The organism is Streptomyces caeruleatus, from assembly GCF_001514235.1.
Classification (GTDB): Bacteria; Actinomycetota; Actinomycetes; order Streptomycetales; family Streptomycetaceae; genus Streptomyces; species Streptomyces caeruleatus.
This window is the reverse complement of sequence record NZ_KQ948933.1, coordinates 213177-237611: the sequence shown is the minus strand read 5'-3', so window position 1 is coordinate 237611 and position 24435 is coordinate 213177. Positions and strand designations below refer to the sequence as shown.

Sequence of the window (24435 nt, the reverse complement as noted above, 5' to 3'; positions counted from 1 at the left end):
GCTCAGGGCTCTTTGAAGCGGCGCACCCCCGACGGTGTCACCACCGCGTGCACCGGCCGGTCGTGGGGCTCCTCCGGGACGCGCTCGACGACCTCCGAGTCGTACAGCAGCACCACCAGCGAGGGCCGGGCGCCCGCGCGTTCCAGCCGGGCGAGGACCCGGTCGTACGATCCGCCGCCCCGCCCCAGCCGCATCCCGCGCGCGTCGACCGCCAGGCCCGGCAGGAGCACCACGTCGGCGTCGGTCACGGCGTCCGGGCCGAGACGCTCACCGGAGGGCTCGAAGAGGGCCATCTTTCCGCCGTGTTGGACACGGGCCAGGGAGTCCTCCCCGAAGTAGGCGCCCCAGTCGAGGTCGTTGTCGGGCAGCAGGGCGGGCAGCAGGACGCGGACGCCCCGCGCGCGCAGCGCGTCGAGCAGCGCGAGGGTGCCGGGTTCACTCCCCACGGAGACGTACGCCGCCACCACGCGCGCGTGCGCCAGCTCGGGCAGCTCCAGCGCCCGCCCGGCCAGCTCGGCGGCCGATACCCGCACGTCATCCGCCGTCAACCTGCCTCTCACCGAGAGGATCTCCCGCCGCAACACGCGCTTGTCAGGCTCGCCCGGACGTCCGGTGTGACTCATAGGCCGCTCCCTTACCCTTCCCAATGTGCTCATAAGAGAGCCAAATAACCGGAGCCTCAGATTCCCTACAAAGGCACCGGATAGGGTGGCGGCCATGACTCAGTCCCACCCTCGGATCAGCAAGGCTGTCATCCCCGCAGCGGGTCTCGGCACCCGCTTCCTGCCGGCCACCAAAGCCACTCCCAAGGAGATGCTGCCGGTCGTCGACAAGCCGGCTATCCAGTACGTGGTCGAAGAGGCCGTGTCCGCGGGCCTCGACGATGTCCTCATGATCACGGGCCGCAACAAGCGCCCCCTGGAGGACCACTTCGACCGCAACTACGAGCTGGAATCGGCCCTGCAGAAGAAGGGCGACGCCGGCCGGCTCGCGAAGGTGCAGGAGTCCAGCGACCTCGCCACCATGCACTACGTCCGCCAGGGCGACCCCAAGGGACTCGGCCACGCCGTCCTGTGCGCGGCCCCCCACGTGGGCCACGAGCCCTTCGCCGTCCTCCTCGGCGACGACCTGATCGACCCGCGCGACCCGCTGCTCAAGCGGATGGTCGAGGTCCAGGAGCAGCACGGCGGCAGCGTCGTCGCGCTGATGGAGGTCGCCCCCGAGCAGATCCACCTCTACGGCTGTGCGGCCGTGGACCCCACCGGCGACAGCGACGTGGTCAAGGTGCACGACCTCGTCGAGAAGCCGTCCGCGGCCGACGCCCCGTCCAACTACGCCATCATCGGCCGCTATGTGCTCGACCCGCACATCTTCGACATACTCCGCAAGACCGAGCCGGGCCGCGGCGGCGAGATCCAGCTCACCGACGCCCTCCAGCAGCTCGCCGCCGACGAGAAGGTCGGCGGCCCGGTGCACGGCGTCGTCTTCAAGGGCCGCCGCTATGACACCGGCGACCGCGGCGACTACCTGCGTGCCATTGTCAGACTCGCATGCGAACGTGAAGACCTGGGCCCGGACTTCCGGACCTGGCTTCGCAGTTACGTAGCCGAGGAGATGTAGCGAGTTGAGCACCGCCGCCGCGCCCCGCCCCGCCGGCCAGGACCACCTCTGGTCGGTGGACGAACACCTGGAGGACATCCTCACGACCGTCCGCCCCCTCGAACCCATCGAGCTGCAACTCCTCGACGCCCAGGGCTGCGTCCTGGTCGACGACGTCACGGTGCCGGTCTCCCTGCCGCCGTTCGACAACAGCTCCATGGACGGGTACGCGGTACGGGTCGCGGATGTCGCGGGCGCGAGCGAGGAGTTCCCCGCCGTCCTGGAGGTCGTCGGGGACGTCGCGGCGGGCCAGACCGACCTGCTCCACGTGGGCCCCGGCCAGGCCGCCCGCATCATGACCGGCGCCCCGCTGCCGCCCGGCGCCGAGACCGTCGTCCCGGTGGAGTGGACCGACGGCGGCCTCGGCGAGGGCCCGGTCACCGGCATGCGCGCCCGCAGCCTGGCCCCCGAGGGCGCCCGGGGCCAGGTGCACATCCACCGGCCGGCCGAGGCGCGCGCCCACGTCCGCGCGAAGGGCAGCGACGTGAAGTCCGGCGACCGCGCCCTCGAAGCCGGCACGGTCCTCGGCCCGCCCCAGATCGCCCTGCTCGCCGCCATCGGCCGCGGCACGGTACGCGTACGCCCGCGCCCGCGAGTCGTCGTGATGTCCACCGGCAGCGAACTCGTCCAGCCCGACGAGCAACTCTCCGGCGGCCAGATCTACGACTCCAACAGCTTCGCCCTCACCGCGGCCGCCCGGGACGCCGGCGCCATCGCCTACCGCGTGGGCGCCGTCGCCGACGACGCCGAGACCCTCCGCTCCACCATCGAGGACCAGCTCGTCCGCGCCGACCTCATGGTCACCACCGGCGGCGTGAGCGTCGGGGCGTACGACGTCGTCAAGGAAGCCCTGTCGCACGTCGCCGACGAGGACGAGGCCGGCGGCGGCATCGACTTCCGCAAGCTCGCCATGCAGCCCGGCAAGCCCCAGGGCTTCGGCTCCATCGGCCCCGACCACACCCCGCTGCTCGCGCTCCCCGGCAACCCGGTGTCGTCGTACGTCTCCTTCGAACTGTTCGTGCGCCCCGCGATCCGCACCCTGATGGGCCTGGAGGACGTCCACCGCCCCCGCACGACCGCGACCCTGACCGCCGACAAGGCGCTGACCTCGCCCAAGGGACGCAGACAGTTCCTGCGCGGGACATACGCCGACGGCGAGGTCCGGCCGGTCGGCGGCGCCGGATCCCATCTGGTCGCCGCCCTCGCGCACGCGGACGCGCTGATCGTCGTCCCCGAGGACACCGAGAGCGTCGAGCCCGGCGCCGAGGTCGAGGTGGTCCTGCTCGGCTGAGCGGCCTCGGTTGGCGGTACCGTGTCGCGCACAGCAGGCCCGTGCGCCGCACCGCGACGGGCCAGGACCGGGAGCGCCACACCAGCATGAGCACGCAGGACCCATCCAGGCAGGACCACCTCACGCACATCGACGACGCGGGCGCGGCCCGCATGGTCGACGTCTCCGAGAAGGACGTGACCGCGCGCACCGCCCGAGCCAGCGGCCGTGTCCTCGTCTCACCCCGCGTGGTCGAGCTGCTGCGCGGCGAGGGTGTCCCCAAGGGCGACGCCCTCGCCACCGCCCGGATCGCCGGGATCATGGGCGCCAAACGGACCCCCGACCTGATCCCGCTCTGTCACCCGCTCGCGGTGTCCGGTGTGAAACTGGACCTGTCGGTCGCGGACGACGCCGTGGAGATCGTGGCCACCGTGAAGACCACGGACCGCACGGGCGTCGAGATGGAGGCCCTCACCGCGGTCTCCGTCGCCGCGCTCACCGTGATCGACATGGTGAAGGCGGTCGACAAGGGAGCGGTCATCACGGACGTACGGGTCGAGGAGAAGACGGGCGGCAAGTCGGGCGACTGGAGCCGGGCATGACGTACCGAGCTCTTGTGGTCACCGCGTCCAACCGGGCCGCCGCCGGGATCTACGAGGACAAGGGCGGCCCGCTGATCGCCGATGGCCTCAAGGGCTTCGGCTTCGCGGTCGACGGACCGCAGGTCGTGCCCGACGGCGATCCGGTCCTCGCCGCCCTGCGCGCCGGCGTCGACGCCGGCTACGACGTCATCGTCACCACCGGCGGCACCGGCATCTCGCCCACCGACCGCACACCGGAGGCGACCCGGGCGGTGATCGACTACGAGGTGCCGGGCATTCCCGAGGCGATCAGGGCGTTCGGACGGGAGAAGGTGCCCACGGCGGCGCTGTCCCGGGGACTCGCCGGAGTCGCCGGGCGCACGCTGATCATCAATCTGCCCGGTTCCAGCGGCGGGGTGAAGGACGGTCTGGCCGTCCTGGAGCCCCTCCTGATCCACGCCGTCGACCAGATCCGCGGCGGCGACCACCCCAGACCCAGCAGTGGGGGTGCGAGCTGAACAGCCCATCCTGGCCCGTAGTGCTGAGGGACGGCGATGTCGTCCTGAGGCCGATAAAGATGCGCGACCAACGGGCCTGGCGCGAGGTCAACCGGCGCAACCGGGACTGGCTGCGGCCGTGGGAGGCGACGATTCCGCCGCCCACGCCCACCGGGCCGATCGCGCACCGGCCGACCTACCGCCAGATGGTCCGGCACCTGCGCTCCGAGGCGCACTCGGGCCGGATGCTGCCGTTCGTCATCGAGTACCAGGGACGGCTGGTCGGGCAGTTGACGGTCGCCGGGATCACCTGGGGCTCGATGTGCTCGGGGCACGTCGGCTACTGGGTGGACGAGGCGGTGGCGGGCCGCGGGGTGATGCCGACGGCCGTGGCGCTGGTCGTGGACCACTGTTTCCGCAGTGTCGGTCTGCACCGCATCGAGGTCTGCATTCGCCCCGAGAACCGGCCCAGCCGCCGGGTGGTGGAGAAACTCGGATTCCGCGAGGAGGGGCTGCGTCCGCGCTATCTCCACATCGACGGGGCCTGGCGGGACCATCTCGTCTTCGCGCTCACGGCGGAAGAGCTCCCGGAAGGGCTGCTCGGCCGCTGGCACCGGGAACACTCGCAGCGGACCCCGCACGCGAACCCGCAGGACACCTCGGAGAACTCCGCACCCAACTCCCGGCAGAACCCGCAGGGGAATCCCGCGTAGCCCGGAAATTGAATAAGTGTTCGAAATTGATCGGCGGATGACCGGCTCAGGGCATTAAATTCGCGCCTCGGTGGCCTGCTGATCGCATCGGTCACAAAAAAAGTTCGAAATATCAGCCAGATCGTGCGACACACCGGCTCAATTGGCGGATGGCCCCACGGAAACCCCTCTACCGTGTGAGGCGTGAGCAGCAGCGGCCTCATCTACGCAGTCATTGTCGGGGCCTGGGCCGCCTACTTGGTGCCGATGTGGCTCCGTAGGCAGGACGAGCTGAACGAGGCCCGTCCGACGGAACGCTTCAGCACAGCCATCCGGTTGCTGTCCGGACGGGCGGGGATGGAGCGCCGGTACGCCAAGGACCTGCGCGCGCGCTCCACCGAGGAGGGGGAGCCCAGCGCCGACGACCCGGGCGACGTCACCGAGTCGGTGGACGTCCGGGCCTTCGCCATGCCTCCGACCCGTCCGCAGACCCAGGCGCCGGTCCCGGCACAGGCACCAGGACGCCCGGAACCGGCACGCGACTCCGCGCGGGAACAGGGGAGCAAGCCGGCACCCGAACACGGTTCCCGGCCGACACCCGAACGCGCGAGCGCGCCCTCCGCGGAAACGGGCCCCGGCCCCGCGGCCAAGGCACGCAAGGGGGTGCCCGCCGCCCGGCGAGCCCCCGCGGACGAGGCGGCCGCGGCACGCGCTCGGCGTTCGAAGGTACTCGCGCGCCGTCGCCGTACGACCGTGATGCTCTTCCTCGCCTTCTCCCTCGGCGCGATCGTCGCCGCGGTCGGCGGGCTGGCGTTCCTGTGGGCGCCCGGCGTTCCCGCCGTGCTGCTCAGCGGCTACATCGCGTATCTGCGGTCCCAGGAGCGCCGCCGCTTCGCCTACCAGATGGACCGGCGGCAGGCCGAGGCCGCCGCCCAGCGGCTTCGTGAGCATGCGCGCCAGTCGCGCCGTCGCGGCGGCACCGACCCCGGCGCGGGCCTCGACGAGCCCGACGAGGGGCCCGAACCAGGCGCCACCGACCCCGGCCTGTCCGCCCTCGCCGCCGACCGGCGCGCTCTCGTCGAGCAGACCGACCACGCCGAGTGGGTCGACCAGCAGCGCGAACGGCAGCGCAGGCCGGGACACGGCGACAGCTGGGACCCGGTGCCGGTGCCACTGCCGACGTATGTGACCGCGCCGGTCGCGCCCCGGGCCACCTCCGACGTGGACCTCGGCGCCCCGGACGCCTGGAGCTCGGCGCGGTCGAGCACCGTCGGCCGGGACCGGGAGACCGGCACCGAGGCCGGGGACGGCGCTGAGCCGGGCGACGGGGACGCGGGGCGCGAGGAGGAGAAGGCCGAAGGCGGCGGTCGCAGCGACGCCCGCCGGGCCGCCTCCGCCCGCCGGGCACGCGAGCGGGGCCGTACGCCGCTGTTCGACCAGTACGAGGACGGCGACCGGCCGCGCGCCGCCAACGAGTAGCCGTCACCTGCGGCCGGGCACGGCGGCCGGCCGGGAACGGATTTCCAAGCAGGCCGATCGGGGTGCTAAAGTTTCACTCGTTGCAAGGGCCTGTGGCGCAGTCCGGTAGCGCACCTCGTTCGCATCGAGGGGGCCAGGGGTTCAAATCCCCTCAGGTCCACCGCAACAACTCTCCGGGGAAACCCGGGAGTTGAGAGATCCCGTCCGATCGGTTGATCGGGCGGGATCTTTGTTGTGCCCAAGTGCCGCCGTCACGAGGGGGAGCGTGGAGAAGGTCGACGCAGAGTTATCGGCGGGACGTGCGGCGACGCTGCGGATTCCGGGATTCCGGCGGTTCGTGCTGGCCAACCTCGTCTCCGCCACCGGGTCCGCGATGGCGCCCCTCGCGCTCGCCTACTCCGTGATCGGGGAGGGCGGCGGGGCCGGGGAGCTCGGGCTGGTGCTCGCCACGAACACCGTGCCGACGGTCCTGTTCCTGCTCGTGGGCGGAGTGCTCGCGGACCGGATGTCCCGCAGCCGGATGCTCTTCCTCGGCAATCTGCTCGCGGCCGTCGCCCAGGGCGCGCTGGCTGTGATCGTCGCCACCGGGCAGGCGTCGACGACCTCCATCGCGGTCTGCGGTTTCGTCTCCGGAACCGCCGTGGCCTTCACCGTGCCCGCCACCCAGGGCGCCGTGGGCCAGATCGTCCCGGTGGAACAGTTGCAGCAGGCCAACGCCCTGCTCAGGCTGCCGGGCAACGCCGTCAAGGTGCTCGGGCCGGCCGCCGGCGGAGCCGTCGTCGCGGTCAGCGGCCCGGCCTGGGCGCTCGCCTGGGACGCGCTCACCTTCGCCGTCGCCGCCTTCCTGCTGCTCGGGCTGCGGCTGGACGCGCCGGTCACCGTCACCAGCGCGCTCAGCGACCTGCGGCACGGCTGGGCCGGGTTCTGGTCGCGGACCTGGCTGTGGACCTACACGGCGGCCGGCACGCTCCTGGTCGCCGCATGGCTGGCCGGGTACCAGCTGCTCGGGCCGGTCGTCGCGGCGGAGCGGTACGCGGGGGCGCGTGACTGGGGGCTCGTGCAGGCCGCGTTCGCTGCGGGGCTGCTGGGCGGGACGGTGGTGTGCCTGCGCTGGCGGCCGTACCGGCTGCTGGTCGTGGCCATCGTGGCCTGTACACCGCTCGCCGCACCGCTGCTCGCCATGGGGTGGGGACTGCCGCTGCCCTGGGTGCTGTTGGCCGCGCTGCTCGCGGGGATCGGCCTGGACGTGACGATCGTCGCGTGGACGACCGCGTTCCAGCAGCATGTGCCGCAGGGCGAGTTGGGGCGTATGAGCGCGTTCAACAACGTCGGCGAACGGCTCGCCATCCCCCTCGGCTATCTGCTCACCGCCCTCGCGGCCGGCCTCTGGGACAGCCGCACGGTGCTGGTGGCGTGCGCGGGACTGGTCGTCCTCTCCCTGGTCCTCAACCTCTGTGTCCGGGACGTGTATCGCATCAACCGGCGTACGGGTGAGGGTGAGGGTGAGGGTGAGGGCGAGGGGGACGGCTGAGGTCGCGCGTACGGGTCACAGGGCCTTGGCGTAGCACAGGCTGAGCTCGTGGAAGCGGTAGTAGCCGAATTTCTCGCACGGCTCGTACCCGCTGGACTTGTACAGCGCCACCGCCTCCGGCTGCTTGGCCCCGGTCTCCAGGACCATGCGCCTGCGGCCCGCGTCCCGCGCGTCCTCCTCCAGCGCGGCCAGGATGCGGCGCGCGAGGCCACGGCCGCGCATCTGCTCGATGACGTACATCCGCTTGAGCTCCGCGTCGCCGTCCGCGTATCCCTCGTCGTTCTCGTCCTGGGACCGCCAGCCGCCGGAGGCAACGGGGGTGCCGAGCGCGTCGTACGCGATCAGGTACAGACCGTTCGGCGGCCGGAAGTCCGCCACGTCCAGGTAGGTGGCGTCGCCGTCGTCGCCGTAGCGGACGCCGTACTCGGCCTGGACCTGGTCGTTGAGCTTGACTGCGTCGGGGTGGTCGAAGGCGACCCGGCGTATGTCCATGCCGAATACCGTATATGAGTTCTATTGCACTGGTTTCCAGAACCGGACTCGGTCCAGAGTGCCGGTATCGTTCCCGGGTGCTCACTGTGACCTCTGTGAATGTGAACGGGCTGCGGGCCGCCGCGAAGAAGGGCTTCGTGGAGTGGCTCGCCGGTACCGAAGCCGATGTGCTGTGCCTGCAGGAGGTGCGTGCGGAGCCGCAGCAGCTGCCCGAGCAGGTGCGTACGCCCGACGGCTGGCATGTCGTGCACGCGCCTGCCGCCGCGAAGGGGCGTGCCGGTGTTTCCCTGTACACCCGGCGGGAGCCCGACCGGATCCAGGTCGGGTTCGGGTCGAGTGAGTTCGACGGCAGCGGGCGTTACGTCGAGGCGGACCTGCCGGGTGTGACGGTCGCCTCCCTCTACCTCCCCTCCGGTGAGGTCGGCACCGAGCGGCAGGACGAGAAGGTCCGCTTCATGGGTGAGTTCCTGGCCTATCTGAAGGACCTGCGCGAACGCGCCGCCGCCGACGGCCGCGAGGTCCTCGTCTGCGGTGACTGGAACATCGCGCACGAGAAGGCCGACCTGAAGAACTGGCGGGGCAACCAGAAGAGCTCCGGGTTCCTGCCGGAGGAGCGGGAGTGGCTCGGCGAGGTGCTGGCGCCCTCGGCGGGCGGGTACGTCGACGTCGTACGGTCGCTGCACCCGGACGTGGAGGGGCCATACTCCTGGTGGTCGTACCGGGGGCGGGCCTTCGACAACGACACGGGGTGGCGTATCGACTACCACGTGGCGACGCCGGGGCTGGCGGGCCGGGCGGTCAAGGGGTATGTGGAGCGGGCGGCGACGCATGCGGAGCGGTGGTCGGATCATGCGCCGGTGACGGTGGTCTACAGCCGTTAGGCCTTGTCGCTCCGTTTGCGCAGGCGTCGGTCCAGCGCCAGTGAAAGCTCCGCCTCCACCACGCTCCTTGCCAGTGGGCGAAGGCGTTGCAGGTCTTCCTCCCCCGCGTGGCGCAGGACGATGTCGGCGAACATCTCCGCCAGGTCGTCGACGTGTTCGCGGACGCGTTTGCCGGCGGCCAGGACCTCGGCGAGGGGGATGCCCTCGCGGACCAGGGCGGAGGAGACGTCCAGGAGGCGGCGGCTGATGTGGACGATCTCGTCGCCGTCGGTGCCGAGGTAGCCGAGGTCCAGGGCGGCGGCGAGGTTCTCCGGGGTTACCTGGCCCTCGAAGCGGGCGGCGAGTTCCTCGGGGGTGAGGCGGACCGGTTCTTCCTCCGAGGGGGGCTCGACGCCCAGAAGGTCGGCGACGTCCCGGCCGTGGTCGAGAGCCTCGGCGAGCTCCGCGATGCCGTTGAGGGTGTGGCCGCGTTCCAGCAGGGCCGAGATCGTGTGCAGGCGGGCCAGGTGGTGGTCGTCGTACCAGGCGATGCGGCCCTCGCGGCGGGGTGGCGGGATCAGCTTGCGTTCGCGGTAGAAGCGCAGGGTGCGGACCGTGATGCCGGCCAGGCGGGCGAGTTCCTCCATGCGGTATTCACGCTTCTCGGTCACCTGGGAACCTTAAGGCGTACCGCAGGTAACTTTCGTCGGCCGACCCCTACCGGTCGGTAAGGACCTCCTCTACTCTCCCCATTGCGCCAGTGTTCACTGGCAGGGTTCCGGTTCAAGTGTGTTCAAGTGTGGAGGCACAGGCATGGCCGAACGCGAACATGTGCGGGTCGCGGTGGTCGGGTCCGGGTTCGGCGGGCTGGGGGCCGCCGTCCGGCTGCGACGCGAGGGCGTCACCGACTTCGTCGTCCTGGAGCGGGCCGACAGCGTCGGCGGCACCTGGCGGGACAACAGTTATCCGGGGTGCGCCTGCGATGTGCCGTCCCATCTGTACTCGTTCTCCTTCGCGCCCAACCCCGACTGGCCGCGCGCCTTCTCCGGGCAGGAGCACATCCGGGCCTATCTGGAGCACGTCACGGACGTCTTCGGGCTGCGGCCGCACATCCGCTTCAACTCGGAGGTGGAGCGGATGACCTGGAACGGCGAGCGGCTGTGCTGGGACATCGAGACCAGTAGCGGGAGTCTGTCGGCCGACTTCGTCGTCTCCGCCACCGGGCCGCTCTCCGACCCCAAGGTCCCGGACATCCCGGGGCTCGACTCCTTCCCCGGCCAGGTCTTCCACTCGGCCCGCTGGGACCACGACTACGACCTGCGCGGCAAGCGTGTCGCGATGGTGGGGACGGGGGCCTCCGCCATCCAGATCGTGCCCGCCGTCCAGCCGGACGTCGAACGGCTCACCCTCTTCCAGCGCACCCCGCCCTGGGTCATGCCACGCGTCGACCGCGCCATCAGCGGTGTCGAACGCTCCCTGCACCGGGCCCTGCCCTTCACCGCGCAGCTGCGCCGCGGACTGCTGTGGGGGATCCGGGAGCTCCAGGTCCAGGCGTTCACCAAGCATCCGAACGAGCTCGGCTTCGTCGAGCAGTTGGCCAAGCGCAACATGGCCCGCTCCATCAAGGACCCGGCCCTGCGCGCCAAGCTGACCCCGGACTACCGCATCGGCTGCAAGCGGATCCTGCTGAGCAGTACGTACTATCCGGCGCTCGCGCGGCCCAATGTCGACGTGGTCGCCAGCGGGCTGAGCGAGGTCCGCGGTTCGACCGTCGTGGCCGCCGACGGGAGCGAGGCCGAGGTCGACGCGATCATCTTCGGCACGGGGTTCCATGTCACCGACATGCCCATCGCCGAGCGGGTGGTGGGGGCCGAGGGCAAGACGCTCGCCGAGGCCTGGAAGGGCGGGATGGAGGCGCTGCGGGGCGCGTCCGCGGCCGGGTTCCCGAACTGGGTGACCATCATCGGGCCCAACACGGGGCTCGGGAACTCCTCCATGATCCTGATCATCGAGTCCCAGCTGAACTACATGGCCGACTTCCTGCGGCAGTTGAACGTCCTGGGAGGGCGGGTCGCCCTGGACGCGCGACCGAGTGCCGTGGCCGCCTGGAACCGCCGGGTGCAGGAGCGGATGAAGCGGACGGTGTGGAACACCGGTGGCTGCACCAGCTGGTACCTGGACGCCACCGGCCGTAACGCGACCATCTGGCCCGGTACGACCTCGGAGTTCCGGCGGGTCACGCGGCGCGTGGACCTGACGGAGTACGCCGTGCTCCGAGCCACCGCCGAGGAAGACGCCAAGGAAGACGCCGAGGAAGACGCCAAGGAAGACGTCAAGGAAGACGTCAAGGAAGACGCCGAGGAAGACGCCAAGGAAGACGTCAAGGAAGACGTCAAGGAAGACGCCGAGGTGACCGCGTGAGCCGTCTCATGCACGTGACGTCCGGGCCGTACGCCCCGCCCGCCCCCGCCCGTGAGCTGACGGCCACCTCCGCCGACGGCGCCCGGCTGCACATAGAGGTGCACGGCCCGAAGGACGCGCCGGCCGTCGTCCTCGCGCACGGCTGGACCTGCTCGACCGCCTTCTGGGCCGCGCAGATCCGGGAGCTGACCGCCGACCACCGGGTCATCGCCTACGACCAGCGCGGCCACGGACGCAGCCCGGCGAGCCCGGCGTGCAGCGCCGACGCGCTGGCCGACGACCTCGAAGCCGTACTGCGGGCGACCCTCGCGCCCGGTGAGAAGGCCGTGATCGCCGGGCACTCCATGGGCGGCATGACGGTGATGGCCGCGTCCACCCGCCCCGCGTTCCGCGAACATGCCGCCGCCGTCCTGCTGTGCAGCACCGGCTCCTCGCGGCTGGTCGTCGAGTCGACGGTCGTACCGCTGCGGCCGGGACGGCTGCGGACCTGGCTGACGAAGCACATCCTCGGCGCCCGGGCGCCGCTCGGGCCGGTCACTCCGGTCGCCAGGGCGATCCTCAAGTACGGCACGATGGGCCCCGGTTCGGCCCCGCACATGGTCGAGGCGTGCGCGCGGATCGTGCACGCGTGCCCGCGCAAGGTGCGGTACGCCTGGTCGCAGGTCCTCGATCTGCTCGATCTCGACCATGGTGTACGGGAGTTGGCGGTGCCGACCGCGATCGTCGTGGGCACGGCCGACCGGCTGACCCCGCCCGTGCACGCCCACACGCTGGCCGCCGCGCTGCCCCACTGCCTCGGCGTCACCGAACTGCCCGGCCTCGGGCACATGACGCCGATAGAGGCGCCCGGCCCGGTGACCGGGAAGATACGCGAACTTGTCACGCGGTACACGCGCAGCACGACGTACACACAGGTGAAGGAGGGCGCATGAGCAGGGTGAGCCTCGAAGGGCAGGTCGCCGTGGTCACGGGGGCGGCGCGCGGCGTGGGGGAGCTGCTCGCCCGCAAGCTCTCCGCGCGCGGCGCGAAGGTGGCGCTGGTCGGGCTGGAGGCGGACGTGCTCAAGCAGGTCTCCGAGCGGCTGCACAGCGACAGCGACCACTGGTACGCCGACGTGACCGACCACGCGGCGATGGCCCGGGTCGCGCAGGAGGTCAAGGAGCGGTTCGGGAAGGTCGACATCGTCGTCGCCAACGCCGGTGTGGCGAGCGGCGGTCCGTTCGTGGACTCCGACCCGGAGGCTTGGCGGCGGGTCATCGAGGTCAACCTCATCGGGTCGGCGGTGACCGCGCGCGCGTTTCTGCCGGTGCTGATGGAGAGCCGCGGCTATCTGCTCCAGATCGCCTCGCTCGCGGCCATCACCCCGGCGCCGATGATGACGGCGTACTGCGCGTCCAAGTCCGGTGTGGAGGCGTACGCGCACAGTCTGCGGGCCGAAGTCGGGTACAAGGGCGTGCGGGTGGGGGTCGGGTATCTGTCCTGGACCGACACCGACATGGTGCGCGGCGCCGATCAGGACGACGTCATGCGGGAGTTGAGGAAGCGGCTGCCGTGGCCGTCCAACAAGACGTATCCGCTGGGGCCGGCGGTCGACCGGATCGTGGCCGGGATCGAGCGGCGGTCGACGCATGTGTACGCGCAGTGGTGGCTGCGCGGCATGCAGGGGGTGCGCGGGTATCTGCCGGGGCTCATCGGGACCGTGGGGCAGCGGGAGATGCGACGGTTCGCGGACCGGCTGGAGGGGATGCGGAGCGGGCTGGTCGGAGCGGGTGGCGCGGCCGATGAGCAGGAGAGAGCTGCGCGGACTACGCGGCGTAACTGATCGACATGCGCAGGGTTATCGCCCGTGTGAATCTGGTCGAGGCCCCACCGAGGGGCCAATCCCCACTCACTACGGGAGTGAACCCACATGGGTATGAAGGACCAGTTCAAGGAGAAGTCCGAGCAGCTCCAGGAGCGTGCTCGCCAGCACGGTCAGCAGGAGCGCGGGCGCCCGCAGGGGCAGCCGCAGCCGCAGCCGGAGCGGGGGCGTCCGCAGCGGCCGCAGCGGGACGAGGAGTCCGAGCGGGTGCGTCGTGAGGACGAGGAGCGGTTCGACCAGGACTACGACCGGTAGTCGTAGTCCTCGGTTCAGCTGACGTGGACGTGGGGTGCCCCCTGCTTGGTGGGTGCCCCGCGTTTGCGTTGTGTTCGGGGGGTTCGTTGTCGGGTGCGGGCCGGTGGGGGCTGGTCGCGCAGTTCCCCGCGCCCCTGGGGGGTTGGTGGCGTCGTGTGTCAAGAGGTGTAGGGGCTTGTCGCGCCCACCGCGCGGCGGAGCCGCAGATCGATACGGCCCCGCGCCCCTGGGGGGTTGGTGCGTCGTGTGTCAAGAGGTGTAGGGGATTGTCGCGCCCGCGCGGCGGAGCCGCAGGTCGATACGGCCCCGCGCCCCTAAGGGGTTGTCCGTGGCGGCAACTTGGGACGTGAACGGTCCGGTACGTGTGTGTAATCCGGGGGCGTTGCCGGGGGGTTGGATTCCAGGAGGCTCAAGGCCAGTTCCACCGCGTCGGTCAATTGGGCGTGGCGGCCCTCTGCCCAGTCCAGGGGGGTGCGGAGGACCTCTACGTCCGGGGTCACCCCCTTGTTCTCGATGGTCCAGCCGTAGGCGTCGAACCAGGCCGCGTTCATCGGGACCGTGATCACCGTGCCGTCGCCGAGGCGGTGGCGGCCGGTCATGCCGACGACGCCGCCCCAGGTGCGCTGGCCGACGACGGGGCCGAGTCCGAGGAGTTTGAAGGCGGCCGTGATCATGTCGCCGTCGGAGGAGGTCGCCTCGTCGGCGAGGGCGACGATCGGGCCGCGTGGGGCGTTCGAGGCGTACGACACCGGCTGGGCGTTCCGCGTCAGGTCCCAGCCGAGGATGGTGCGGGTCAGCTTCTCCACCACCAGTTCGCTGATGTGGCCGCCCGCGTTGCCGCGTACGTCGACGATCAGGGCGGGGCGGGACATCTCCATGCGCAGGTCGCGGTTGAACTGGGCCCAGCCGGAGCCGCCCATGTCGGGGATGTGGAGGTAGCCGCAGCGGCCGCCGCTCAACTCCCGGACGACGGCGCGGCGTTTGGCGACCCAGTCCTGGTAGCGCAGGGGGCGTTCGTCGATCAGGGGGACCACGGCCACACGTCGGGCGCGGCCCGCCTCGCCCTCGGCGGGGGTGAAGGTCAGCTCCACGGTCGTGCCGCCGGCGCCGGCGAGGAGAGGGTAGGGGCCCGTGGCCGGGTCCACGGGACGGCCGTCCACGTGGGTGAGCACGGCGCCCTCGCGGATGCCGGTGCCCGCCAGGGGGGAGCGGGCCTTGGAGTCGGAGGACTCGCCGGGGAGGATGCGGCGGATCATCCAGTCGTCGTCGCGGCGTACGAAGTTGGCGCCCAGCAGGCCCTGCCAGCGCTGGTAGTGCGGGGGGCCCTCGTTGCGGCGGGCGGCCGTGACGTAGGCGTGGGAGGTGCCGAGTTCGCCGAGGACCTCGCGGAGCAGGTCGGCGAACTCGTCGGGGGAGGCGACCCGTTCGACCAGGGGGCGGTACTGGGCGAGGACCGCGTCCCAGTCGATGCCGCACATCCCCGGCTCCCAGAAGAACGCCCGGATCAGCCGGCCCGCCTCCTCGTACGCCTGCTTCCACTCCGCCGTCGGGTCGACCTCGTGCAGGATGCGGCGCGAGTCGATCCAGACCGTGCTGTCGCTGTCGCCGGACTCGGAGGCGGGCACCGCCCGCAGGTCGCCCTCGTCGACCACGACGAGGCGGGAGCCGTCGCCGCTGACCGCGAACCAGTCGAGATGGTCGACGAGTTCCGACTTCTTCGCCTTGCTGATGTTGAAGTGTTCGAGGGTCGGCCGGCCGGTCGTGTCGTCCGGGTTGGCGAACGTCTCGCCCAGCGCGCCCGAGATCGGCCAGCGCAGCCAGACCAGTCCGCCGCCCGCGACCGGGTGCAGCGCCGAGTACTTGGAGGCGCCGACCGGGAAGGGGGTGACCCTGCTCTCCAGGCCCTCGGTCTCGACGGTGGGCGCGCCGCCGGTCCCGCCCTCCTCGTCCTCCACCGGGTCCAGGCCCCCGGCGGCCGGGCGGCCCTCGGGGGTCAGGGCGAAGGGGGAGGGGGTCGCGGAGGAGAGGGGGACCAGGTAGGGGCGGCAGCCCAGCGGGAAGGAGAGGTCGCCGGTGTGGACGTCGTAGACCGGGTCGAAACCCCGCCAGGAGAGGAAGGCGAGATAGCGGCCGTCCCGGGTGAACACCGGGTTCTCGTCTTCGAAGCGGCCGCCCGTGACGTCGAGGATCAGCCCGTCCCTGATGCGGGCCAGTTTGATCTGGCGCAGGGAGCGGCCGATCCCGGGGTGCGACCAGGTCAGCCAGGAGCCGTCGGGGGAGAAGGCCAGGTCCCGGACGGGGCCGTTGACCGAGCTGATCAGCTCGGTGACCTCGCCGTTGGAGTCCTCGGTGGCGTCGAGCAGCAGGAGCCGTCCGTCGTGGGCGGCGATGGCGAGGCGCTCGCCCTGCGGGTCGGCGACCATTTCCAGGACCCGGCCCACCTCGCCGGAGGCCAGCCGGCGCGGCTCGCGGTCGCCGGTCGCCCGCGGCAGGTAGGCGATCTCGACGGCGTCCTCGCCCTCGGCGTCCGTCACATACGCGACCTGCCCGGCGGAACCGAGCATCTCCGGGAGCCGGACCCGTACGCCCGGGGTGTCGGTGATCGTGCGGGCCGGGCCGTCGCGGTGGGTGAGCCAGTAGAGGCTGCCGCGGACGACGACGGCACTCGCGCGGCCGGTCTCGTCGACGGAGACGCCGTCGACGTGCTGGGCGGCCGGCACCTGGTACCTGCGGCGGCCGGCGGCCGGTCCGCTGAGGCGTACGTCCAGGCGGCGCGGTTCGGAGCCGGCGGCGAGGTCGTCCACGATCCACAGGTCGCCCGCGCACTGGTACACCACCCGGGTGCCGTCGCTCGCCGCGTGCCGGGCGTAGAAGGCGTCGTGGTCGGTGTGGCGGCGCAGGCCGGAGCCGTCGTACGCGCAGGAGTAGAGGTTGCCGACGCCCTCGTGGTCGGAGAGGAAGGCGATCCGGCCGCCGACGAACATGGGGGAGTCGAGGTGGCCGTCGACGTCCGCGAGCAGGCGCTCGCCGTGCAGCCACAGACGGCCCGTGGCGCCGCCCCGGTAGCGCTTCCAGGAGGCGGGCTCGTGCGGTGGGGTGCCGGTCAGCAGCAGGGTCCTGCGCTCGCCGTCGAGGTCGGCGACCTGGATGTCGGAGCAGGGTCCCCAGGGGAGTTTGCGGCCGGGGTCGCCGTCGGGGCGGACCTTGTAGGCGAAGGTGTAGTGGGAGAAGGGCTCGCCGTGGGAGGCCACCGCGAGGATCACGCCCTCGGGTGTCCATCCGCACACCCGGGTGTCGGCCGAGCCCCAGTGGGTGAGCCGGGTCCCCGGGCCGCCGTCCACCGGGACCAGATGGATCTCGGGGACGAGGCTGCGCCAGCTCGTGTACGCGAGATGGCGGCCGTCGGGCGAGAAGCGGGGGTGGCCGGTCTTGGCGCGGTCCACGGTGAGGCGCCAGGCGCGGCCCCGGCCGTCGAGGGGGGCCAGCCACAGGTCGTCCTCGGCCACGAAGCACAACAGGTCGTCATGGAGATGCGGCAGGCGCAGATAGCTCACCTCCCCATGCTTTTCCTGTGGACGGACCTGGGCAACTCGTGACAATCCATGTCACGGCGACGGTGCCGTGACCCATGACACGAACGAAACCGTTTCGTTTCGATGGAGGGTGCGCTACATTCGTTGTGTACGAAACAGTGTCGTTCGGAGTGGGAAGGTGAGGCAGGCATGACTGAGGTCGCAACGGCGCGTCGCAGTCGGATCACCCCTGAGCGCGAGGCCGAGCTCTACGCGGCCGTGCTCGACCTGCTCCGCGAAGTCGGCTACGACGCCCTGACCATGGACGCCGTGGCCGCTCGCACCCGGTCCAGCAAGGCCACCCTCTACCGCCAGTGGGGCGGGAAGGCCGAGCTGGTCGTGAAGGCCATCCGGCACAACAAGCCGGTCAAGGACGTCGGCCAGATCGACACCGGGTCACTGCGCGGCGACTTCCACGCCATCATGGCGCACGCGGACGACGCAGAGATGGCGCAGAACAGCGCCCTGATGCGCGGACTGGCCATGGCGATGCACGCCAACCCGGACCTGCACAGGGAGTTCCGCAGCCAGATCATCGAACCGGAGATCGCCGAGTCGCGCCGCGTCCTGCAGCGCGCGATCGACCGGGGCGAGGTCCGCGCGGACTGCCCGGCGCTGGAATTCGTGGTGCACATGATGCTCGGCGCGTTCGTCACGTGCACGCTCCTCGACGAGAGGCCACCGACGGCGGCCTTCCTCACCTCGTACATCGACGCCGTGGTCCTCCCCGCCCTCGGCGCCCCCGGCAACTGACGAACCCCCTCCCCAGCAAGCCCTCCACCTGACGTATCCGCTCACGTCGTCGGGCTGATCACCCCTGCCCTCGGGCCTGGGCCGGAACCCCGGCCCTCCAACCCACGACCTGACCGGGAGTCGCCCTCGTGGCCACGTTCCTCTACAAACTCGGCCGGCTCGCCTTCAGGCGACGGCATTTCGTCGCCCTGATATGGGTCGCGCTGCTCACCCTCGCCGGAGTCGGCGCGGCCAGCGCGCCCGCCGCGGGATCCACCTCCTTCTCGATCCCCGGCACCGAGGCGCAGAAGGCGTTCGACCTGCTGGAACAGCGCTTCCCCGGGATGAGCGCCGACGGCGCCACCGCCCGGGTCGTCTTCAAGGCGCCGCACGGGCAGAAGATGACCGACCCCGGCAACAAGGCGACCGTCGAGGACACCGTCAAGGAGCTGTCGGACGGCTCCGAGGTGTCCTCCGTCGCCGACCCGTACACCGGGCACGCCGTCAGCAAGGACGGCACGATCGCGTACGCGTCCGTGAAGTACGAGGTGTCCGGCATGGAGCTCCAGGACTCCTCGCGCGAGGCCCTTCAGGACGCCGCGCAGGACGCGCGGGACGCCGGGCTGACCGTGGAGGTCGGCGGCGACGCGCTCCAGACGACGCCCGAGACCGGCGCCACGGAGATCATCGGCATCGGGGTCGCCGCGGTCGTCCTCGTCATCACCTTCGGCTCGCTCATCGCGGCCGGACTCCCGCTGCTGACCGCCCTGATCGGCGTCGGCATCGGCATCTCGACGATCACCGCCCTGGCGAGCGCGCTGGAGCTGGGCTCCACCACCTCGACCCTGGCGATGATGATCGGCCTCGCGGTCGGCATCGACTACGCCCTGTTCATCGTCTCCCGCTACCGCGCCGAACTGGCCGAGGGCCGCGAGCGCGAGGAGGCGGCCGGACGGGCCGTCGGCACGGCGGGCTCGGCGGTGGTCTTCGCCGGCCTGACGGTCGTGATCGCGCTGGTCGGCCTGTCCGTCGTCAACATCCCGATGCTGACGAAGATGGGCATCGCGGCGGCGGGCACGGTCGTGATCGCGGTGCTGATCGCGCTGACGATGGTCCCGGCGCTGCTCGGGTACGCGGGCAGGAAGGTGCAGCCGGCCGGGAAGAAGAGCGGCTGGATGGGCGGCAACCGGGCCGAGAAGAAGGCCGCCGCTGCCGCCGCGTCCGGTGCGGCCGCGCCCGCCAGGCCGAACATGGGCACCCGCTGGGCCAGCTTCGTCGTACGCCGCCCGGTGGCCGTCCTCCTCCTGGGCATCCTCGGCCTCGGCGCCGCCGCCATCCCCGCGGCCTCCCTCGAACTGGGCCTGCCCGACGACGGTTCGCAGCCGACGTCCACCACCCAGCGGCGGGCCTACGACCTGCTGTCCGAGGGCTTCGGGCCCGGCTTCAACGGCCCGCTGATGGTCGTGGTCGACGCCAAGGGCACCGGCGACCCGAACGCGGTCTTCAAGCAGGTCGGCAACGACATCAAGGGCATCGAGAACGTCGTCACGGTGACGCCGGCGACGCCCAACAAGGCGGGCGACACGGCCACCATCACGGTGATCCCGGACGCCAAGCCGTCCTCCGTCACGACCGAGAACCTGGTCCACGCCATCCGTGACAAGGGCACCGAGGTGAAGGCCGACACGGACGCGACCGTGCTGGTCACCGGCTCCACGGCGATGAACATCGACGTCTCGGAGAAGCTGAACGACGCGCTGCTGCCGTACCTGGCCCTGGTCGTGGGCCTCGCCTTCCTCCTGCTGATCGTGGTCTTCCGCTCGATCCTGGTCCCGCTCAAGGCGGCGCTCGGCTTCCTGCTGAGCGTGATGGCGGCCCTCGGCGCGGTCGTCGCGGTCTTCCAGTGGGGCTGGTTCGCGGGCCTGATGGGCGTGGAGGAGACCGGCCCGGTGATGTCCATGATGCCGATCTTCATGGTCGGCGTGGTCTTCGGACTGGCCATGGACTACGAGGTGTTCCTCGTGACCCGGATGCGGGAGGCCTACGTCCACGGAGAGAAGCCGAGCCAGGCGGTGGTGACCGGCTTCCGGCACGGCGCGCGGGTCGTCACGGCCGCCGCCGTGATCATGATGGCGGTCTTCGCGGGCTTCATCGGCTCGTCCGAGTCCATGGTCAAGATGATCGGCTTCGGCCTCGCCATCGCCGTCTTCTTCGACGCCTTCGTGGTCCGCATGGCCATCGTCCCGGCCGTCCTGGCCCTCCTCGGCAAGCAGGCCTGGTGGCTCCCGAAGTGGCTGGACCGCGCCCTGCCGAACGTCGACGTGGAGGGCGAGGGGCTGCGGGCGCAGACCGACAAGGACGGGGACGGGGACCGGGAGTTGGTGCGCGTCTGAGCGGCGCTCTGGAGAAGCGACCGTTGCAGTAGGCCGGCCGGTGAGGGCTCCGTGGGGACGGGGCGCCCTCACCGGCCGGAATTCGTTCGTGGGCCACGTAACCGCCCGCTAGCCTGCGGGACATGAACCGATTCGACGAGGCTCTTCGTGAGCTCGGGCTGGCCGACCTCCACTCCCGGATCCGCCGGTTCCCGGACGCGACCCGTACCGCCGTCGAGGCCGCCGAGGCGATCGGGTGTGAGCTCAGTCAGATCTGCAAGTCACTGATCTTCGCGGCGGACGGCGAGCCGGTGCTGGTCCTGATGGACGGGGCGTCGCGGGTCGACGTCGAGCTCGTCCGGAAGGAACTCGGCGTCGAGAAGGTCACGCGGGCCAAGGCCGAGGTCGTACGGGAGACCACCGGGTATGCCATCGGCGGCGTCCCGCCCTTCGGGCACCGTACGAAGACGCGTGTGCTCGCCGACCGTTCGCTGCTCGGTCATGACGTCGTGTGGGCCGCCGCGGGGAACCCGCACGCGGTCTTCCCGATGGCCCCCGGGGACCTCGTCACCCATGCCGGCGCCACCGTCGTGGACGTGCGCGAGCAGACGCGGACTTCGTGACCCCGCTGGTCACCGCCGCCGTCCTGCTCGCGGCCGTCACGCACGCCAGCTGGAACGCCGTCGCCCACAAGATCCCCGACAAACTCGTGGGGTTCACCCTCATCACGGGCGGCGGGGTGCTGATCGGCCTGGCGCTCATCCCTTTCGCGGCGTTCCCGGCGGCGGAGGCCTGGCCGTATCTCCTCGCCTCGGCCCTCGTCCACATCGTCTACTTCGCGCTGCTCATGAAGTCCTTCCGGCTGGGTGACTTCGGGCAGGCCTACCCCATCGCGCGCGGCACCGCGCCGCTCGTCGTCGCCGTGGCCGCCGCCTTCGTCGCCCACGAGGTGCCGGACGGGTGGGCCGCCGCCGGGATCGCCGTGTCCTGTGCGGGACTCACGGGCGTCGCCCTGTGGGGTCTGCGCGGGAACCCGCCCGACTGGGCCGCGATCGGCGCGGCGTTGGCGACCGGGCTGAGCATCGCGGCGTACACCGTGCTGGACGGTCTGGGGGTGCGGGCCTCCGGGTCGTCCCTCGGGTATATCGCCTGGCTGATGGCGGTGCAGGGGCTCGCCGTACCCGCGTACGCCGGCTGGCGCCTGCGCCGGGAGACGGTCACGGTGCTACGGCCGTTCGCCGGGGCGGGACTGCTGGGTGCCGCCCTGTCCTTCGCCGCGTACGCACTGGTCCTGTGGGCGCAGACGAAGGCCGAACTGGCGCCGATCGCCGCCCTGCGGGAGTCCTCGATCATCGTGGGCGCCGCGATCGGCGCCGTCTTCTTCAAGGAGCGCTTCGGGGCGCCGCGCATCGTGGCGGCGGGACTGCTGGTCATAGGGATCGGGCTGATGCTGCAGGCGGGCTGAAGCGCGAGTCGGCGCCGGTCCGTGCCGGTACGCGTGTTCACCTGGCGGGCTCCCGCGAACAGGAACTTGAATCTTCACTAAAGCCGCCTCGTTACCGGTTCGTAGAACCTGTTGAGCAGCGACGTGCCCGCTGTACGGTTCCAGTGATCAGGCGATGGCCCGCCCGTCCGGAAACCCGTCGACGACTTCGGCCGCCCCCCAGCCCCCACCTTCTGGAGTTTCGTCATGCCCAAGCACAAGTTCATCGCCCAGCATCGAGGCCTCCTGGCTGCCGGTGCCGCCCAGCTGGTGCCGCAGGGCGCCAGGGTCCAGGTGAAGGAGGAGCTGCGCCGCGGCGGCGGGACGCGTATCGAGCTGCGCCTGAGGGACCTGGTGGACCCGAAGCAGCCCTCCGTCGACCCGGCGTATGCCATCCGGGTCAACGAGGTCTGGCTGGACCTGGCCACGAACAAGGACGGATCGGACCGCTCCACGGCCATAGTCGGCTGGCAGTTCCGTGAGGGTGGGGCGCGTTCCGTGGTCCTGCACGAGATGGGTACGGCCATGCACCCGGGTCACGCCGGAACGGCCGGTGCGCGCCTCGCCTGCGTCAACGTGCCGTTCGAGTAGACATTCCCCCGCAGGAGGCGGGGAGTCCTTCCTCGGGTCGCCAACGCGGCGTCATCGGCCTGGAGTTGTGGTGGAAGCGGCGTGCCGGAGGGCCGCTCCGGAGGAGCGATGCGGCCAGGCGGTCGGCCAGACTGGGCCGACCGCCTGGTTCGGCAGAGAGGGGGCAGCCGTCAGAACGCGGTGTTGTTGCAGCCCATCGTCGAGCCGAGGTGCGTGCTCTGGGAGCCCGCGTCGCCTTCGCCGTTGACCCCGCTGCCCAGGAGGCCGTTGAGGATGCCGACCACGCCGAGGATGTCCAGGTTCAGGTCGTGGGACTTGCAGCTGGTGCTCTGCAGCACCTTGACGTCGTTGCCCCGGGGGCCCTGGTCGGCCTGCGCGGTGCCCGCGCCCACGAGACCGACGGTGGTGAGGGCGGCGACCAGGACCGCGGCCTTGCGAAGCTTGTGCATGTCATCTCCGGTGGAGTGAGGTGGATGCGATTTAGGGAGATTAAGTAGGAAATGCCCCAAATCATCCTGTGGCGCGCCGAGTTTTCGCGATCTTCTGCCGGGATGATGCTGTCCGGGATGACGACGGCGACCTGAAGTCGGGCCCTACGCGCGCCCCGTGATCCCCGACAGGTCGTGTGCCGTCATGCTGTTGCGGTCGGTCACGGACCGGCCCAGGGCATGGTGGGGCCACAGCCCCGCGGCCACCCGGCGACTGCGCTCGCTCCACTGACGGGCCGCCAGATCACCGGCCTTGTAGTGGTTGAGGGCGTAACCGCCGGTGTGGACGCGCACCAGGGTGAAGCCGCCGGGGTACTCCTTGGCGGCGGCGACCTCCTGCTGCGTGACGTGCGGGGCCCGCGACAGCACGGTGCGCTTGTTGCGGTGGGTGTGGCCGGCGTGGTGGAGGAAGACGCCGGGCGCGGACGCGTAGGCGTCGACGACGGCGCGGGCCTGGCGGCGGTCGAGCTGCTGGCCGCGGGTGACCGGGAAGACCGAGTCCCGCACGGTCAGCGGATGGTGGCCGAAGACGAGGGTCGGCTGGTCCGGGGCCTCCCTCAACCGGGCCTGGAACCACGCCAGTTGCTCCGGGCCGAGCCCGCCCGCGTCGGCGCCGTTGCCGGTCTTGACGTAGGTGTCGAGGCCGATGACCCGCAGACCGCCGAGGTCACGGGCGAAGTACCCGGGCCCGCCGTCGTCGGCCGGGAACGCGGTCTGGAAGCCGGCGTTGTCCCGGGACCGGTCGTGGTTGCCGCGTACGACGAAGTAGTCCTCGCCGTGCGCGCCGAAGCCGTCCAGGATCCGCCGCGCCTCACCGAGGTCGTGCGCCCCGCCGCCTGCCGAGATGTCACCCCCGGCCAGCAGTACGTCCGCCCCGCGCCGCCGGGCCTCCTCGACCAGGGCGCGGCTCATCAGCTCCGGATACGGCGCCCGGCCCGGCTGCTGCGGCACCCCGCGCAACAGGGGGAAGCCGCCGACGAGGCCCGCGGTCGTCTCGCCGAGGTGCAGGTCGTTGCAGAGCGCGACCGACAGCAGATGCCGGCCGGGCGGCGGCTGCGGGGTGGTGAAGCAGTACGGCCCGCCGCTCGAACCGAACCCGAACGTCGAGGTGCCCACCGCGTTGCCGCGCACGAGGTGCAGCGGGGTGGGCGTCGCGGCGGTGCCCCGGGAGCGGGCCTGGTAGTAGTACGTCTGCCCCGGCTCCAGGTCGGTGAGCTCGACCTGGTGATGGGCGGTCGGCCGGTCCTCGGACGCCGTGCGGTTGAGCCGGGACGGATGGGTGCCGTAGACGATCTCGCCCTCGGTGAGCGCGGGGAGGGGGTGGCCCAGGCCGTCGTCGGTACCGGGGATCCCGGTGTACCAGGTGATGACGGCGCGGTCCTCGGTGAGGGTGACCAGTTCGAGGTTGACGGCGATCAGGTCGTCGGGGTGCGGGGAGCGGGCCCGCTGTACGGCGGCCGACGCCGACCGCAGCAGGGCGGGGGCGAGACGGGCGCCGGAGCGCAGGACCTCGCAGGGGCCGGGGAAGGCCGACAGTGCCGCGAGGGCGGGGAGGTGGGCGGAGAAGCAGCAGCGCATGTCCTCGATGTGGCCCGGTGC

General features: G+C 71.4%; 23 protein-coding genes and 1 tRNA gene. 18 read left to right on the top strand and 6 right to left on the bottom strand.

The window, feature by feature from the left end:
* Positions 1–2: 2 nt before the first annotated feature.
* Positions 3–623, bottom strand: a complete 621-nt coding sequence (locus AQJ67_RS29000) for a 5-formyltetrahydrofolate cyclo-ligase (protein WP_062722258.1) — start codon at positions 621–623, stop codon at positions 3–5.
* Positions 624–717: 94 nt separating this feature from the next.
* Between AQJ67_RS29000 and galU the strand changes: the two genes are divergently transcribed.
* The 8 genes from galU (at position 718) to AQJ67_RS28960 (ending at position 7709) form a co-directional block, all read left to right on the top strand.
* Positions 718–1620 (top strand): UTP--glucose-1-phosphate uridylyltransferase GalU, encoded by a 903-nt coding sequence (gene galU, locus AQJ67_RS28995; RefSeq protein WP_062722257.1) that lies wholly within the window; start codon positions 718–720, stop codon positions 1618–1620.
* Between the two features lie 4 nt (positions 1621–1624).
* Positions 1625–2950: a molybdotransferase-like divisome protein Glp gene (glp, locus tag AQJ67_RS28990; RefSeq protein WP_062722256.1), complete on the top strand. Its 1326-nt coding sequence runs from the start codon at positions 1625–1627 to the stop codon at positions 2948–2950.
* A gap of 86 nt (positions 2951–3036) precedes the next feature.
* Positions 3037–3531: a cyclic pyranopterin monophosphate synthase MoaC gene (gene moaC / locus AQJ67_RS28985; protein WP_062722457.1), complete on the top strand. Its 495-nt coding sequence runs from the start codon at positions 3037–3039 to the stop codon at positions 3529–3531.
* Positions 3528–4028 (top strand): MogA/MoaB family molybdenum cofactor biosynthesis protein, encoded by a 501-nt coding sequence (locus tag AQJ67_RS28980; protein ID WP_062722255.1) that lies wholly within the window; start codon positions 3528–3530, stop codon positions 4026–4028. Before moaC ends, AQJ67_RS28980 begins: the two co-directional genes overlap by 4 nt.
* 59 nt (positions 4029–4087) lie before the next feature.
* Positions 4088–4720, top strand: a complete 633-nt coding sequence (locus AQJ67_RS28975) for a GNAT family N-acetyltransferase (protein WP_244190624.1) — start codon at positions 4088–4090, stop codon at positions 4718–4720.
* A gap of 183 nt (positions 4721–4903) precedes the next feature.
* Positions 4904–6178, top strand: a complete 1275-nt coding sequence (gene sepX / locus AQJ67_RS28970; protein WP_062722253.1) for a divisome protein SepX/GlpR — start codon at positions 4904–4906, stop codon at positions 6176–6178.
* A gap of 86 nt (positions 6179–6264) precedes the next feature.
* A tRNA-Ala gene (locus AQJ67_RS28965) sits at positions 6265–6338 on the top strand.
* 105 nt (positions 6339–6443) lie between these two features.
* The gene (locus AQJ67_RS28960) at positions 6444–7709 is read left to right on the top strand and encodes an MFS transporter (protein ID WP_244190623.1); all 1266 of its coding nucleotides are present in this window, start codon (positions 6444–6446) and stop codon (positions 7707–7709) included.
* A 15-nt stretch (positions 7710–7724) separates the two neighbouring features.
* Here AQJ67_RS28960 and AQJ67_RS28955 read toward each other — a convergent pair whose 3' ends face one another.
* Positions 7725–8201, bottom strand: coding sequence for a GNAT family N-acetyltransferase (locus tag AQJ67_RS28955; RefSeq protein ID WP_062722252.1), 477 nt, complete (start codon positions 8199–8201; stop codon positions 7725–7727).
* Positions 8202–8278: 77 nt separating this feature from the next.
* Between AQJ67_RS28955 and AQJ67_RS28950 the strand changes: the two genes are divergently transcribed.
* Positions 8279–9082: an exodeoxyribonuclease III gene (locus AQJ67_RS28950; RefSeq protein ID WP_062722251.1), complete on the top strand. Its 804-nt coding sequence runs from the start codon at positions 8279–8281 to the stop codon at positions 9080–9082.
* Here the strand turns inward: AQJ67_RS28950 and AQJ67_RS28945 are convergent.
* Positions 9079–9732: a MerR family transcriptional regulator gene (locus tag AQJ67_RS28945; RefSeq protein ID WP_107123008.1), complete on the bottom strand. Its 654-nt coding sequence runs from the start codon at positions 9730–9732 to the stop codon at positions 9079–9081. The genes AQJ67_RS28950 and AQJ67_RS28945 overlap by 4 nt on opposite strands.
* 142 nt (positions 9733–9874) lie before the next feature.
* Between AQJ67_RS28945 and AQJ67_RS28940 the strand changes: the two genes are divergently transcribed.
* The 4 genes from AQJ67_RS28940 (at position 9875) to AQJ67_RS28925 (ending at position 13598) form a co-directional block, all read left to right on the top strand.
* Positions 9875–11482, top strand: a complete 1608-nt coding sequence (locus AQJ67_RS28940; RefSeq protein WP_167366234.1) for a flavin-containing monooxygenase — start codon at positions 9875–9877, stop codon at positions 11480–11482.
* The gene (locus tag AQJ67_RS28935; RefSeq protein ID WP_062722250.1) at positions 11479–12414 is read left to right on the top strand and encodes an alpha/beta fold hydrolase; all 936 of its coding nucleotides are present in this window, start codon (positions 11479–11481) and stop codon (positions 12412–12414) included. Before AQJ67_RS28940 ends, AQJ67_RS28935 begins: the two co-directional genes overlap by 4 nt.
* Positions 12411–13304 (top strand): SDR family oxidoreductase, encoded by an 894-nt coding sequence (locus AQJ67_RS28930; protein ID WP_062722249.1) that lies wholly within the window; start codon positions 12411–12413, stop codon positions 13302–13304. Before AQJ67_RS28935 ends, AQJ67_RS28930 begins: the two co-directional genes overlap by 4 nt.
* An 87-nt stretch (positions 13305–13391) precedes the next feature.
* Positions 13392–13598, top strand: coding sequence for a hypothetical protein (locus tag AQJ67_RS28925; protein WP_062722248.1), 207 nt, complete (start codon positions 13392–13394; stop codon positions 13596–13598).
* Between the two features lie 314 nt (positions 13599–13912).
* Here AQJ67_RS28925 and AQJ67_RS28920 read toward each other — a convergent pair whose 3' ends face one another.
* Positions 13913–17152 (bottom strand): S41 family peptidase, encoded by a 3240-nt coding sequence (locus tag AQJ67_RS28920; protein WP_062722247.1) that lies wholly within the window; start codon positions 17150–17152, stop codon positions 13913–13915.
* A 168-nt stretch (positions 17153–17320) separates the two neighbouring features.
* Between AQJ67_RS28920 and AQJ67_RS28915 the strand changes: the two genes are divergently transcribed.
* From AQJ67_RS28915 to AQJ67_RS28895, 5 genes are all read left to right on the top strand, one after another.
* Entirely contained in the window at positions 17321–17923 is a 603-nt protein-coding gene (locus AQJ67_RS28915) for a TetR/AcrR family transcriptional regulator (protein WP_062722246.1), read from the top strand.
* 128 nt (positions 17924–18051) lie between these two features.
* Positions 18052–20295, top strand: a complete 2244-nt coding sequence (locus AQJ67_RS28910) for an MMPL family transporter (protein ID WP_062722245.1) — start codon at positions 18052–18054, stop codon at positions 20293–20295.
* Positions 20296–20417: 122 nt separating this feature from the next.
* Positions 20418–20897 (top strand): YbaK/EbsC family protein, encoded by a 480-nt coding sequence (locus AQJ67_RS28905; RefSeq protein WP_062722244.1) that lies wholly within the window; start codon positions 20418–20420, stop codon positions 20895–20897.
* Entirely contained in the window at positions 20894–21739 is an 846-nt protein-coding gene (locus AQJ67_RS28900; RefSeq protein WP_062722243.1) for a DMT family transporter, read from the top strand. Before AQJ67_RS28905 ends, AQJ67_RS28900 begins: the two co-directional genes overlap by 4 nt.
* Before the next feature lie 225 nt (positions 21740–21964).
* On the top strand, positions 21965–22348 hold the full coding sequence (locus AQJ67_RS28895; protein ID WP_062722242.1) for a hypothetical protein: 384 nt from the start codon (positions 21965–21967) through the stop codon (positions 22346–22348).
* A gap of 170 nt (positions 22349–22518) precedes the next feature.
* Here AQJ67_RS28895 and AQJ67_RS28890 read toward each other — a convergent pair whose 3' ends face one another.
* Together AQJ67_RS28890 and AQJ67_RS28885 are read right to left on the bottom strand one after the other, a co-directional pair.
* Positions 22519–22797, bottom strand: coding sequence for a hypothetical protein (locus AQJ67_RS28890; RefSeq protein WP_062722241.1), 279 nt, complete (start codon positions 22795–22797; stop codon positions 22519–22521).
* A 144-nt stretch (positions 22798–22941) separates the two neighbouring features.
* Complete coding sequence (locus AQJ67_RS28885; RefSeq protein WP_079056239.1) at positions 22942–24414, bottom strand: purple acid phosphatase family protein; 1473 nt, start codon at positions 24412–24414, stop codon at positions 22942–22944.
* Positions 24415–24435: the final 21 nt, after the last annotated feature.

Bases quoted from the DNA above. Each gene is read 5' to 3' on its own strand.
- AQJ67_RS28975 (WP_244190624.1), top strand. From the start codon at position 4,088: ATGCGCGACCAACGGGCCTGGCGCGAGGTCAACCGGCGCAACCGGGAC.
- AQJ67_RS28940 (WP_167366234.1), top strand. From the start codon at position 9,875: ATGGCCGAACGCGAACATGTGCGGGTCGCGGTGGTCGGGTCCGGGTTC.
- AQJ67_RS28890 (WP_062722241.1), bottom strand. From the start codon at position 22,797: ATGCACAAGCTTCGCAAGGCCGCGGTCCTGGTCGCCGCCCTCACCACC.
- AQJ67_RS28980 (WP_062722255.1), top strand. From the start codon at position 3,528: ATGACGTACCGAGCTCTTGTGGTCACCGCGTCCAACCGGGCCGCCGCC.
- AQJ67_RS28930 (WP_062722249.1), top strand. From the start codon at position 12,411: ATGAGCAGGGTGAGCCTCGAAGGGCAGGTCGCCGTGGTCACGGGGGCG.
- AQJ67_RS28915 (WP_062722246.1), top strand. From the start codon at position 17,321: ATGACTGAGGTCGCAACGGCGCGTCGCAGTCGGATCACCCCTGAGCGC.
- AQJ67_RS28885 (WP_079056239.1), bottom strand. From the start codon at position 24,414: ATGCGCTGCTGCTTCTCCGCCCACCTCCCCGCCCTCGCGGCACTGTCG.
- moaC (WP_062722457.1), top strand. From the start codon at position 3,037: ATGAGCACGCAGGACCCATCCAGGCAGGACCACCTCACGCACATCGAC.
- AQJ67_RS28905 (WP_062722244.1), top strand. From the start codon at position 20,418: ATGAACCGATTCGACGAGGCTCTTCGTGAGCTCGGGCTGGCCGACCTC.
- AQJ67_RS28895 (WP_062722242.1), top strand. From the start codon at position 21,965: ATGCCCAAGCACAAGTTCATCGCCCAGCATCGAGGCCTCCTGGCTGCC.
- AQJ67_RS28955 (WP_062722252.1), bottom strand. From the start codon at position 8,201: ATGGACATACGCCGGGTCGCCTTCGACCACCCCGACGCAGTCAAGCTC.
- galU (WP_062722257.1), top strand. From the start codon at position 718: ATGACTCAGTCCCACCCTCGGATCAGCAAGGCTGTCATCCCCGCAGCG.
- AQJ67_RS28925 (WP_062722248.1), top strand. From the start codon at position 13,392: ATGGGTATGAAGGACCAGTTCAAGGAGAAGTCCGAGCAGCTCCAGGAG.
- AQJ67_RS29000 (WP_062722258.1), bottom strand. From the start codon at position 623: ATGAGTCACACCGGACGTCCGGGCGAGCCTGACAAGCGCGTGTTGCGG.